The 13249-nt window shown below is 48.8% G+C and carries 10 protein-coding genes; 4 read left to right on the top strand and 6 right to left on the bottom strand.

Annotation, left to right across the window (positions count from 1 at the left end; genetic code table 11):
• Positions 1-67 precede the first annotated feature (67 nt).
• The 5 genes from ACZ5PW_RS04025 to ACZ5PW_RS04005 all read right to left on the bottom strand — a co-directional run bounded on the left by ACZ5PW_RS04025 (position 68) and on the right by ACZ5PW_RS04005 (position 6594).
• Positions 68-2602: a [protein-PII] uridylyltransferase family protein gene (locus tag ACZ5PW_RS04025; RefSeq protein ID WP_464558171.1), complete on the bottom strand. Its 2535-nt coding sequence runs from the start codon at positions 2600-2602 to the stop codon at positions 68-70.
• Between the two features lie 121 nt (positions 2603-2723).
• Positions 2724-3062 (bottom strand): P-II family nitrogen regulator, encoded by a 339-nt coding sequence (locus ACZ5PW_RS04020; protein WP_464558169.1) that lies wholly within the window; start codon positions 3060-3062, stop codon positions 2724-2726.
• 138 nt (positions 3063-3200) lie between these two features.
• Positions 3201-4403 (bottom strand): ammonium transporter, encoded by a 1203-nt coding sequence (locus tag ACZ5PW_RS04015; protein ID WP_464558167.1) that lies wholly within the window; start codon positions 4401-4403, stop codon positions 3201-3203.
• A 518-nt stretch (positions 4404-4921) separates the two neighbouring features.
• Positions 4922-5680, bottom strand: a complete 759-nt coding sequence (locus ACZ5PW_RS04010; RefSeq protein WP_464558165.1) for a TIGR03943 family putative permease subunit — start codon at positions 5678-5680, stop codon at positions 4922-4924.
• Positions 5677-6594, bottom strand: a complete 918-nt coding sequence (locus tag ACZ5PW_RS04005) for a permease (RefSeq protein ID WP_464558163.1) — start codon at positions 6592-6594, stop codon at positions 5677-5679. Before ACZ5PW_RS04005 ends, ACZ5PW_RS04010 begins: the two co-directional genes overlap by 4 nt.
• A 77-nt stretch (positions 6595-6671) precedes the next feature.
• Between ACZ5PW_RS04005 and ACZ5PW_RS04000 the strand changes: the two genes are divergently transcribed.
• On the top strand, positions 6672-7589 hold the full coding sequence (locus tag ACZ5PW_RS04000; RefSeq protein ID WP_464558161.1) for a metal ABC transporter solute-binding protein, Zn/Mn family: 918 nt from the start codon (positions 6672-6674) through the stop codon (positions 7587-7589).
• A 98-nt stretch (positions 7590-7687) separates the two neighbouring features.
• Here the strand turns inward: ACZ5PW_RS04000 and ACZ5PW_RS03995 are convergent, their stop codons facing one another.
• Positions 7688-7918, bottom strand: a complete 231-nt coding sequence (locus tag ACZ5PW_RS03995) for a hypothetical protein (protein ID WP_464558159.1) — start codon at positions 7916-7918, stop codon at positions 7688-7690.
• 305 nt (positions 7919-8223) lie between these two features.
• Between ACZ5PW_RS03995 and ACZ5PW_RS03990 the strand changes: the two genes are divergently transcribed.
• The 3 genes from ACZ5PW_RS03990 (at position 8224) to ACZ5PW_RS03980 (ending at position 12962) form a co-directional block, all read left to right on the top strand.
• Entirely contained in the window at positions 8224-9768 is a 1545-nt protein-coding gene (locus ACZ5PW_RS03990) for a sigma-54-dependent Fis family transcriptional regulator (protein WP_464558157.1), read from the top strand.
• Positions 9769-9965: 197 nt separating this feature from the next.
• Positions 9966-11630 (top strand): hydantoinase/oxoprolinase family protein, encoded by a 1665-nt coding sequence (locus ACZ5PW_RS03985; RefSeq protein ID WP_464558155.1) that lies wholly within the window; start codon positions 9966-9968, stop codon positions 11628-11630.
• Positions 11631-11642: 12 nt separating this feature from the next.
• Complete coding sequence (locus ACZ5PW_RS03980) at positions 11643-12962, top strand: histone deacetylase family protein (protein ID WP_464558153.1); 1320 nt, start codon at positions 11643-11645, stop codon at positions 12960-12962.
• Positions 12963-13249: the final 287 nt, after the last annotated feature.

Below are 13249 nucleotides of genomic sequence, written 5' to 3'. Positions count from 1 at the left end.
AAAGAAAAGCACGTTGGCAGGGAAAATTGTAATGTACTGCGTTAGACAGTACTGAATGAATCAATATTCAAGAGGATGAAAGAGTATACTCCAGCGCACTGACAATTTCAGCGGCATGGTCCTTATCAATAATTTTACCTCCTTCAGGCCCTTCAACATGGAAAACATCAAAGACGCTCTGTCCGGTGGTTGAAATTCTGGCCATTTGCAGATTCACATTCATGCGGGAAAAAAGCGCGGTTATATCATAAAGGAGCCCTGAACGATCCTGCGTAATGACTTCGATTATAGAACACGTGTCACTTGAATCATTATCCAGAGAAACTCTTGTCGGGACCCGGCTGGGGACATTACGACAATAAACTGAGCTGCGTTTTTTGTGTAAACGGTAATCCAGGGCAAGCCTTCCGGTTAGAGCATAGAGGATGGTCCTTTCGACTCTGGCCCATATATCGGAAGGAGCATTTTCAGAGGGAGCTTCTACCAGAAATGTGTTAACAGCAGTACCATCAGCCCATGAAAAAATTTCAGCAGACAGGATATTGACCGAATGCAGGGACAAAGCACCGCTTTGAGCTGCAAATAGAAAGTACTGATCACGGGCGGTGATTACCAGCTTTATACGCCTTTCATCTTCAGTGGGGAAGCTGCGGACAATATTGATCCCCATTCCGCCTCTTCCAGAAGGCTTGCGGACCAGATCCCTTTCATACAATTTGTTAAAGTCCAGAACCTGCTTCATATGCAGAACCATCTCGTCAGGGTCCTCAACAAGAAGATAGCGTTCAGGCATGACGGATATCATAGCCTCTACCTTCTGCGATTCAAACCTGTCAGACGCGGCAAGCCAGAGCTTGCGGACAGCATCGGCCAGTATATCTTCACTCTCAAGTTCCGAGTAACTATCGTCAGTCAGCACCAGTTCGAGTCCGGCATAAATTTCACGAAGCAAAGCTTCACTCCATGAATTCCAGACCCTCGGTCCCGTGGCCATGGAGTCCGCCATGGACAGGATGAAAAGCATCCGCAGACGGCGGGCGGACCTTACAGTTTCGGCAATTGCGCGCAGAGCCTCTATTGAACTTAAATCAATGGCTCTTGAAGAACGGACCAGCAAAAGATGCTCCCGCACCAGAAAAATAACATCTTCCTTGAAACGATTCGGCAATCCAGTGCGGAAAAGAATATCTTCGACCATCTTTGCTCCGCGTTCACTGTGGTTCGGCTTCCCCTTTCCGATATCGTGAAAGAGTGCGGCAAGCACCAAAGCATCGAAATCCTGCCCGGAGATGCACTTTCCTCCTTCAGCAAATTCATCACGAAAAATGTCGCAGCATTTATGAACGGTCAGGAGAGAATGCCGCCCGGGGGGGTACTGATGGTAGCCATCGTAAGGAACAAGCTCCGCGACTTCTGCGAATTCCGGCAGAAAAGATTTGAATAAACCGCTGTCAAGCATTTCCAGCGAGGCACGCCAGCCGTACTCGCCTTTCAGAATATCAATCAGGCTGATCAAAGCCTTTTCAACACTTACTCCGGCCCCGCTTTCGATCTTTGATACAGCTCTTCTGGCGTCACGGGTTAACGGTTCGCCTGTCCGGGATTTCGTTTTGAAAATCTGCAGAGCTTCTTCAATCCCTAAAGGATCTTCCCCGCCAATAAAACTTTGAGAGCCGGGAGCTATCGATTCCCTGTAAAGGGCATCCCCCATGGACCTGATGCGAACCATGGCCTTGTGTATCGAGGCAAGCAGGTCATTGCCTCTCTTGGCGGGATTATAGCCCTTCACTCCGCAGAGCGAAGCTACGTCAGGCAGAACCTCCAGAATAAGTTTATCCTGCTTACGCTTTCTGGTCAGATGAACGGCACAGCGTGCACGCATAATCAGAGATTCATCGCGGCATAGATCCACAAGATCCTCCTGATTCAAAGGATAGAACCCTCCTCTGACATCCGCGCACCACTTGATGAACTGAACATCCCGCAGCCCTCCCCAGCCGTTTTTGAGATCCGGTTCGAGAACGACGGAATCCATTCCCACGCCCATCTTGCTGCGGTTTTCCCACAGGGTGTGGCAGAAGGAATCTCCGGCTTGCGGCAGGACCTTTTCCCGAAACCCGGCAAAAAGCTTTCTGAACGGCTCTTCTTCTCCGGCAATAAACCGAAGATCAAGCAACGAGGCAAGAACCTTGCTATCCGACTTTGCCAGCTCAAGGTTGTCATTGACCGTCCGGACACCGTGACCGATATCAAACTTGAGATCCCACAGAGGATGAAAAAGAAACCCTGAAAGCTCTTCAAGCCCTGAACCGGACATATGATCAGACAGGATCAGGACATCCAGGTCGGAAAAAGGTGCAAGATGTCCCCGTCCATAACCGCCTACAGCCACTATCGAAAGCTTCTCGTCAACTGAGATGATCCTGTTATCTACGGCCTCGGCCACCCGTTCCCGGAAATAGGTGTCCACCAGTGCGGACATCTGCTGCGGGAAATCCCGCGGCATGCTCCTGGAGCATGCCGCAAGAAGGATTTCCCGTCCGGCAAGCAGGTTATCTATTGAACCTCTTAGAGAGGTTTCGGGGGCTGTGTCCTGATTCATGCTTTGAATATGATTTGCTTTCCGCTTTTATGATCTTGCAGGAGCATCCAGCGCACCGGATGCTCCCTTACGTGAAACGAAAAGCTTCATCAGTTTGAATTAACAGGTATAAACGCTGAATCTAGATCGCTTCAGGACCGGTTTCACCGGTACGAATGCGCACTACTTCTTCTACGGGAATGACAAAGATCTTACCGTCACCGACCTTACCGGTCTTTGCAGCAGCGCTGACAGCCTCAATGACTTCAGGAACACGCTCTGCATCAACAACGATTTCAACCTTGGTTTTGGCCAGAAAATCCACCTGATACTCTGCACCGCGGTAAACTTCCTTATGTCCGCCCTGACGACCGAATCCTTTGACATCGGTCACTGTCATTCCCTTTAAGCCCAGCGAAGCAATGGCTTCCTTCACATCGTCAACCTTGAAAGGTCTGATTATTATTTCAATCTTTCTCATCAGATATAAACCTCATTCTTTAAATTTTATTCTATCCAGGAGTGCAGAGAGGCCCAACCTTTCTACCACCGGAGGAAAAACATGACCAGTCAGCAGTTCCAGCAGGCTTGAATCAAATCCAGTGCCCGCCGGGACAACTTAGATCTGATACCCGGCTTCACTGTGTTCGGAAACGTCAAGACCGGCGACTTCATCCTCTTCAGAAGGTCTGAGTCCATAAAACTTGTCAATAAGTTTGAACAGTATCCAGCTTACCGCAAAGCAGTATGCCCAGGTGGCAATACAGGACTCAATCTGAATCCAGAGCTGTCCGGGGTTACCATAAAGCAGTCCCTCAGCACCGATGCTGGCAAAAACACCGGTTGCGATCGCACCGAAAGTTCCGCCGATACCGTGGATGCCGACAACGTCAAGGGAGTCATCATAGTTCAGTTTGGATTTAAGCAGCACGCCACCATAGCATATTGCTCCACCGCCGAAACCGATAACAATTGCAGCCATGGGAGTTACAAAACCCGCAGCAGGGGTGATGGCAACCAGACCGGCCACAGCACCGGAAGCAGCGCCGAGAGTTGTAGGTTTGCCGCCATGGATTGTTTCAACAAGCAGCCAGCCCAGAACAGCAGAAGCGGCAGCCATGTGGGTAGTAACAAAAGCGTTGGCAGCAAGACCGTCAGCAGCAAGGGCGCTACCGGCATTGAAACCGAACCAGCCGAACCAGAGGATACCGGCACCAAGCAGAGTCATGGGCAGGTTATGCGGGATAAAAGGTTCTTTACCATATCCTTTACGCTTACCCATAACCAGACAGGCGGCAAGAGCGGCTGAAGCAGAACTCATGTGAACAACAGCACCACCGGCAAAGTCGAGGGCTCCGTCACTTCCCATCCAACCGCCACCCCAGACCCAGTGGCACATGGGGGAGTATACAAAAATCACCCAGAGGGTGGAAAAAATCAAAAGTGCGCCGAATTTCATCCGCTCGGCAAAAGCTCCGGTGATAAGTGCCGGAGTAATTACTGCAAACATGCACTGGAAAATCATGAAAAGAAGATGGGGCAGGTTATCAGCAGGACTTCCGGCAGTATCCATCCCCACACCGTTGAGTGCGAAAAAGTCCATTCCACCGATGAGACCGCCGATGTCGGTACCAAAAGCAAGAGTGTAACCGATTACAGCCCAGACGATTGAGACCAGTCCGAGCATGATAAAGCTCTGCATGATAGTGGCAAGCACGTTTTTGCTGCGCACCATGCCGGCATAGAAAAGGGCCAGCCCCGGAGTCATGAACATGACCAGAGCCGCACAAACAAGAATGAAAGAAGTATCCGCCGCATTCATTTTATATCAACCCCCGTTGATTATCTTTTTTACAATTTTGTCGCCAACTGCAATTCTAAACCAGTTCTTTTTTGCAAATTTGCAAATTTTGTCCTTCAAAAATGAATATTCAATACCTACTAAGCACAGTTTGTGCCAAAAACGGTCAATACCTAACCCAAAACAAGGTAAAAATATACCTAAAATACATATTTGAAATTTTCATATAAATACAAAGCGCATAAATGAGACAAATAAACATTTAAATAAAAAATGCAGCACTAAATTTAGTGCTGCGTCCTTCATTATATCCTAAAAACAGAATTTTATTATCTTAAGAAGTCAACGAACAAACAAGTTCACACCAACAGACCTGCACGCCAAACAAGGCAACAGAGAAGCCGAAAACCCAAGAACAAGGCTAAGCGTGAAACAAGAAGACAAGGAAGACACTCTACTCTCTATTCCGGAACACCCTCTTAACTAAAAGTGAGAACCAAGCTTCCCTCCGGTTTGACAACTCAAAAGAGCATGCAACCTTAATAGGCGAAGGGCTCGGCATCCCGAAACTCAAAAATAAAAGGAACTGAGGGAACACCACATTTCTCGATATGATCCACTGCAAGCAGATAATCAGGTGGAACAACAGCAGCCACAACCCCGGGCAATTCAAATGAAGGATTGCCGGAAGCAGACTCAACAAGCCTGCCGTAAACTTTGACCCATTGCCCTTCCGGCACCGGCAGATTACCCTCCAGCACAATACCGGCTCCGACAGCATCAGCAAGGCAGCAGACAATGGCGACGCGGGATAAAACCACGTAAAAACTGCCATCCGGACCTTTTCCTTCAAGCAACATTCCCCGCAGAACCACATCCTTTGCAATCTGCCCTCTACCTGACTGTAATATAGAAAAAGCCTCTGCCACATTCATTCGGAGATACTCTTTTCCATCGAAACTCTCACGGGCAACCACTTCCTCGACACGGGAACTCCTTGAAACATCAGAGAAAGAAAGATCCTCCTCCATATCCACCACAGAATTACCGGACACCGACCACAGACATAGCCCCGTAAAGCACAATGCAATAAAGCTTCTGGACACCCCGTGCCCATGGCTATGCGCGAACAACCGGACACCCCCAAGAAGCAGCAGAACTGCCCCACTGAAGGCCGTCAATAATTCAAATCTGGGATTCAGATAATGCCAATAAGGACCAGAAAGCGGAAGCCAGACCATGAATCCACCAAGAAACACGAGAGCCAAAGCATCAAAAAGGCAATAAATCATACTCATATCAGCCCCAGCCCCCCTAAAACAACAGACATGGCAAAAACCGTGAGCAACGGAACAAGAATAATCCACATAGCGACCCGCCCCTTGAAGACAGCCAGAAACATCACGGCCAGCTTAATATCAAGCATGGGCCCAAGGGCAATAAATGAGACCAGCGACACCTTTGGAAACATAGAAAAAGAAGCAGCCACAAAGGCATCGGCCTCAGAACAGACACAAAGAACAACAGCCAGTCCCATCATTAATATAATAGAAGGGAGCAATTCCCCCGAAAAAGAAGTGACGACATCTGCGGGAACAAAAGTTTTGAACAATGCAGCGGCACAGGCCCCAAGAATCAGAAACTTTGACATTTCCAGAAACTCACTCCCTGCATGGGATAAAAGAGTGGACAAGCCGGAACCGGAAACACTCTCACAACCGCAGGAGCAACCAGAATCTGCAAACCCTCCTATGGGAACCAGCCCTTTCAGCAGATCATGCGCTACGACCCGCTGAAACATCAACCCCAGCACTGAAGCAGGAACAGCCACGAAAAGGACCCGCCACCCAAGCATGGCCCAATCCCCCCGAAAGGCCACATAGGTGGAAACCAACACCACCGGATTTACGACCGGAGCCGCCAACATATATGGTATGGCAACTGAAGCGGGGACTCCCTTTCCCATCATGCGCCTTACAATTGGGACCACACCGCATTCACAGGTCGGCAACAAAGCCCCGGCTGTTATACCGCAGAGAATACGCGCCGGAACAGATTTCGGGACATACTTTTCAATATTATCCCTGCTCATATAAACCTCAAAAGCGGCCCCAAGAAGAGACCCGAGCAGCAGAAAAGGAGCGGCCTCCAGAACAATTGCCACTGCAATTGAACTGAACATTATGAAATTTTCGATAAACAGTTCTGACATACTCTGTTGACTTCCGTTAATATATAATGAATAAGATGAGAATTGAATATCAATATCATCACTGCGAGGTTAGATTTATGAAACCACTACTATGTATACTGTCAGCCTTGACCTGCATAATGCTACTTGCCGATGCTGCGCTGGCCTCTCCCCTAAAGGTCACGGTATCGATTGTTCCACAAAAATATTTCGTGGAAAAAATCGGGGGAGAACTTGTAAGCGTCAATGTAATGGTCCGGCCGGGCAGTAGTCCGGCTACATACGAACCACAGCCCAAACAAATGGCCCAGCTGAGCGAGTCGGACATATACTACGCAATAGGCGTTCCTTTTGAAAGAGCCTGGCTGCCCCGATTCAAGTCCGCCAATCGCAACATGGAATTCATAGACTTAAGCGACTCCGTGACCAGAATGGCAATGGGAGCACACGCCCATCACGATGAGCACGAAGAGCATGCCGAACACCACGGACACAACCATGAAGGACATGATCACCACGAGAACTTCATTGCAGACCCGCATATATGGCTTTCTCCTCCTCTGGTCAGAATAATAGCCATGGAAATACGAGACACCCTGACAGAGAAAGACCCTGCAAACGCTCAGACATACAACGAAAACTATTTCAAGTTTGCACAGGAGATCAACAATCTTGATCAGAAAATTTTAAATCTTTTTGCAGGCAATGCAGGGAAAACAAGTTTCATGGTCTACCATCCCTCATGGGGGTATTTCGCTGAAAGCTATGGATTAAGGCAGATCCCCATAGAAGCGGAAGGGAAAGACCCCAGCCCAAGAGAACTGGCAGAACTCATCAAATTTGCCAAAGACAATTCTGTCAAAGCTATTTTCATACAACCACAATTTTCCCGCAAAAGTGCCGAAGCCATTGCCTCCTCCATAGGAGCAAAAGTACTCGTCGCTGACCCTCTTGCAGAAGACTGGATTACGAACCTCGAAAAAACTGCTGAATCATTTTCAAGCGACTCCAAATAACAGACTCAGACACATACAAGAAAACCGCCTCTCATGATGAAAGGCGGTTTTTATTCGGCAGTTATCCAACCTAATAGGCGGCAAACACAAAATTTTGATTAATAGCTCAATACTCCGAGCAGAAGAAACATAAAGGCCACAGCCCCGCGAAACACTGAGGAGGAAGTCCTTGAAGGCATTTCAGCACTCAACTGGCTTCGCAGTTCGTTAAGCGCGTGATCCAGTTCGCGTTCACTGGTTTTTCTTTCTCTGCGAGCCAGACGGGCCTGCTCCCGCAACGCACTCATCTCCTTACGATGCATAGATATTAACGATTCTACACCTGTCATTAATCTCTCTCCATGTAATATTGGATAACTGCGGCCGAAGTGTGTTAAAAATTTATGGACCGGGAGCCCGGAGGGGTCGGGGAGGTGGAGTGGGCTACCCGGTCCATACTTGACTAACAAGCTAACCTTTTCTTAGCATCAAACGTGCCAAAACAACTTTAATCCCTAACTACCTTTATTCAAAGGGCTCTTGCTGCAACCAGATCGATAAGACTCTCTTTTATTTGCTGGACTTTGTTGATTATACATAATATTAACGACATTTCATAATATATCTTAAATAGCGGTAACCTCTAATAATTATCATGACCCTATCAATAAACGACTACAAAGCACTTTCCCAGGAACTTGATCCGGAAAAACTGCAGAAGACCATACTGACCTTACTTCTAAAGCTTCAAAATGTTGAACGAGGTTCGCTCTGGCTGAAAAAGGAAGGGAAGTACGAGTGTGTTGAAGCCCTTGGCAATAAGAGCGAAAGCGTAAAGGGTGTCCGACTTTCCCCTGCCGATAAAAGTATCGTGGGCTGGGTGATTGAAAGGGGAAGAATGACCATCGCCGAAGCCGGAGATGAGAGACATCACAGTATCATCGAAGAAAACTTTAAGATTAAGAGCAAACTTATCCTGTGCTTTCCCCTGCTGGTTAAAGGAAAGGATGTCTACGGGGCGGTTCAGGTTATCGATACCAGTGCTTCGGGGGACCGGCTGAACCTCGACCCCTCATATCTTACAATGCTTCAGGACCTTGTGGATATTGGAGCAATAACTCTGAGCAACTCAATCGAATTTCAGAAGCAGCAGCGTAAATATGCACAACTGAGCCTTACCTTGAACAACATTCGAGGACAGAAAAATATTGTCGGCAAAAGTCCCTCAATAAACAAGGCATTAAAACAGGTTCAGAATTTCGGCGCAACGAATTACCCGGTACTTCTTTACGGTGAATCCGGCACTGGTAAGGAACTCTTTGCAGAAGAAATCCACGCGCAAAGCTCCCGGGCTGGCAAACCCTTTTTAACTCAAAACTGCAGCGCAATCCCCGAGAACCTGCTTGAAAGTGAATTATTCGGTTATGTCAAAGGAGCTTTCACCGGTGCGAACAGCAACAAGGCCGGGCTGTTTGAAGCAGCTGACGGGGGAACTGTATTTCTCGATGAGATCGGCGACATGGATATCAACCTTCAAGCCAAACTGCTGCGGGTTCTGCAGGAAAATGAAATCAAACCCCTCGGTGGGACACAGTCAAAAAAGATTGATGTCCGCATCATATCCGCAACCAACCGGAACCTTGAAGAGGACGTGCGCTCAGGAAGGTTTCGTGAAGACCTTTACTACCGGCTGAATGTATTGCCGCTGAAACTTCCGGCCCTGAGGGAAAGAAAGGACGACATCCCTTTGCTGACCGAATACTTCCTGAACCGTGAAGCTGCCAGCAATCACATGCTTCCCAAAAAAATGGACTTAAGGTCCATGGAGTCCATGGAAAAATACTCATGGCCGGGAAATATCCGTGAACTGGAGAATATGGTCAAACAGTTTCAGGCTATGGTCCCGGGAGACACCATTCACATAACCGATCTGCCTGCCCACATTGCAACGCCGGGTATAGTTTCGGAAAAAAGAATCAAGGACAGACAGAAATCACCCCGAAAAGCAGAGACTTCTGCCCCATTGAGTCCACTGTCTCTTACAGAGATGAGTTGGAAAGAAATGGAACATACATATATTTTACAACTGCTCGAAAAATATCGCTGGAACATAAGTCAGGCAGCCCGGGCTGCACAGGTTAACCGCTCGACTTTCGATTCGCGCATGAAAAAACTCGGCATAACCAAAACTCCAGTCTGAACCGTTCACAGGCTGGTAATGACCGCTTACGGTAAAAGCCCTTTACTCCGGCAATGACGAGGTGCTAGTTAAATGAATGTCTTAAAATCCGGATAATGCGCATTGCACTCAATTGCATTCTACCGGATTCCACCGTTTAGCACGGTCCGCTCAATACCCGGAACAATTATACCGGATAAATTTCAAGGATTTACCAGATGCTCCTTCTCGGAATTGACGTGGGAGGAACCCACACAGACGCGGTAGCCATCGGCCCGGACGGGATTGAGGCGCAGGTCAAGGTTGCCACCGAGCACGACAACCTGCTCTCATCTATAAAGAACGGTCTGGGGGCGATTGTACGCGAAACAGACTCCGCGCGAATAAAACAGCTCAACCTGAGCACCACCCTTTCAACCAACGCGATTGTTGAGGGCAACTTCGAAGACGTTGGAGTTATTGTCTCAGCAGGTCCCGGACTGGACCCTCATTCTTTCATGGTCTGCAAAGACTTCCATGTCATCCCGGGTTCACTCGACCACCGAGGCTCGGAGACAAAAAGGCTTGATAATCTGGCCCTTGAAGAAGCCATTGCTTCCTGCCGAAAATCAGGTGTCAAAGTATATGCGGCCATTACCAAATTCTCTCCACGTAACCCGGCACATGAAAAAGAGATTGAACTGGCAGTGGGAGACAATGCGGACTTCATCACTCTGGGTCATCAGCTGACCGGGAGGCTCAACTTTCCGCGCCGCATTTCCACCGCGTTCTACAACTGCGCCGTCTGGAGAATATTTAATGGATTCGCCGACGCCATTGCCGACACCCTTGAAGAGATGGGACTGGGGCATATCAAAGTAAATATTCTGAAGGCCGATGGCGGGACAATGCCGCTGCCTCTCTCACGCAAGATCCCCGTACAGTCCATTTTCTCCGGACCTGCAGCGAGTGTCATGGGTATTATCGCCCTCTGCAACATCACCCACGACTCCATAATTTTCGATATCGGCGGAACCACCACCGACATAGCAATTTTCGCTGGTGGAAGCCCCCTTATTGAACAGGAAGGAATCAACATCGGATCTCACCCTACACTGGTCAGGGCTCTTAAGGTCCACTCCATCGGTATCGGAGGGGACTCGGCTGTTTCGGTAATGGATAAAACTGTACGGGTCGGCCCCAACAGGCTGGGGCCGTCAATCGCCTTCGGCGGTGAAATCCCGACCCTTACTGATGCACTGATCTGGAAAGGATCCTGTGAATGCGGGAACATGGACAAGTCCAAAGCGGGATTCGCAGGATTTGCCGCTAAAAACGGTCTTGAAGCTGAAGAACTTGCTGACAGGGCCATTGATTATGCAGTGGAAAAAATCCATTCCTCAACCCGTGAACTGGTGGACGAAATCAACCAGCAACCGGTATACACCATCCACGAATTGCTGGAGAACAGGCGGATTATACCCCGCAAAATTTATGTAATGGGTGGTCCTGCGCAGGCCATGAAAATGAATCTTTTCCGCAAATTCCGTCTTTCAACCGAAGTACCCAAAAACTACGATGTGGCAAACGCCATCGGCGCGGCCCTGACCCGCACTACCACAGAACTGGAGCTCTTTGCCGATACCGAAAGGGGAATGATGTTCATTCCCTCACTCGGACACAGGGAAAATATACCCCGTTCCTACAAGCTTGAAGACGCTGAAAAAGACGCCATGAACCATCTGCTCGCCCACCTGGGTGAGATGCACGTGGCTTCCGACGGTTCAAACGCCCAGATCACCTCTTCCTCTTCATTCAACATGGTCAACGGCATCAGCAAGGTAGGTCGAAATATCAGGGTAAAATGTCAGATCAAACCCGGCGTGGTCCGGACATATTCTTAACACGGAGTCAACATGCTCAAGGCTGAAAACAGTCTGGGAATTATCTTTTTCCCCGCTTACGACTGGGCCATTTCCCCCACCCACCCTGAACGAGAAGAGCGGCTGCTCTACACACAGGACCAGTTGCGGGAAGAAGGCCTTTTCGACATAGAAGGTATTCGCGAATACAAGCCGGAAGTTGCTTCCACTGAAGATATAGAACGGGTGCATTTCTGTTTTCCCGAGGCCGAGTCAGTGGCCACACGTTCGCACTTCATTTCAGCCGGAGGCGCCATAAAAGCCGCCGAACTGGTAATGGAAGGAGAAAGAGACCGCTCATTTGCACTCATACGCCCGCCGGGGCATCACGCCATGAAAACAGTTCAGGGCTCCCGTGGTTTCTGCGCCATCAACATTGAAGCTATAATGTGCGAGTATATCCGCGAAAAATACGGCCCGAAACGTATTGCCATTGTGGATACAGACTGCCACCACGGAGACGGAACACAGGATGTATACTGGCATGACCCCGACACCCTTTTCATCTCAATGCATCAGGACGGGCGCACCATTTTCCCCGGAACGGGATTCCCCAAAGAGGCGGGCGGACCGAAAGCACTCGGGCGCAACATCAATATCCCCCTGCCGCCCGGTACTGCGGACGCTGGATTCATGATGGTAATGAAAGATCTGGTCATGCCTATTCTTGATGACTTCAAACCGGACCTGATCATCAACTCAGCCGGGCAGGACAATCATTTCACCGACCCCATAACAAACATGAACTTCTCAGCGCAGGGTTACGCAGCTCTGAACTCCATGCTCAAACCGGATATAGCTGTTCTTGAAGGCGGGTATGCCATTCAGGGAGCACTTCCCTATGTTAACCTCGGTATCAGTCTGGCTATGGCCGGAGTGGATTACTCCCACGTCCGGGAACCGGGATTCAATCCCGATACCCTGCGCGAATCTGATGAAATCATGGATTACATTGCCAAGATATGTGACGGAGTCAGAGATATTTATTTTAATCCGCCATCAGAAAGCAGCGAAGGGGTAATAAGCGGCAAATGGTCTGTCAGGCACCGCAATATTTTCTACGACACTGAAGGCTTCACCGAATCACAGACTGAATCCCTGCTCCTTTGTGATAACTGCCGGGGGCTGCTCAAAGTGGAAACTCAACGAGAAAACGGGCCGATGGGCTTTGGAGTCGAAATACCGGCAGCAGCCTGTGAAAAATGCCGCAACACCGGATACTCCATACTTGAAGAAGCCCAGGTAAAAAGCCGCTACCGCTACATGCAGATGATAAACCGCAAAGACAAGGATTATCTCCGTTACGGATTCTGACCCAAAAAGAAAAAAATCCTCAAGTTGTGAGGAAAAAGATCGCTCTCGGAATCTGCCGGAAACCGGAAGTGAGGGGCCTCCTATTCAAAGAACCTGAGCGGCCTTTCTATAACAAGGACAACGCAGGCTCTCCGGCAAATCTCACAAAAAGTATAGCCCGAATCAAAAAAACACAGGCCTTAACGCAATCAAGCACGTTAAGGTCTGTGTTTTTTGATGTTTATCTAAGCGTCTTCGCGGTACGTTTAAAAGAGAGACTGCTCTATAAACGGCAGTATTTCTTTAAC

Source organism: Maridesulfovibrio salinus, from assembly GCF_055394525.1.
Note: the sequence above shows the minus strand (reverse complement) of the source record. Positions and strands in the feature narration are given on the sequence as shown.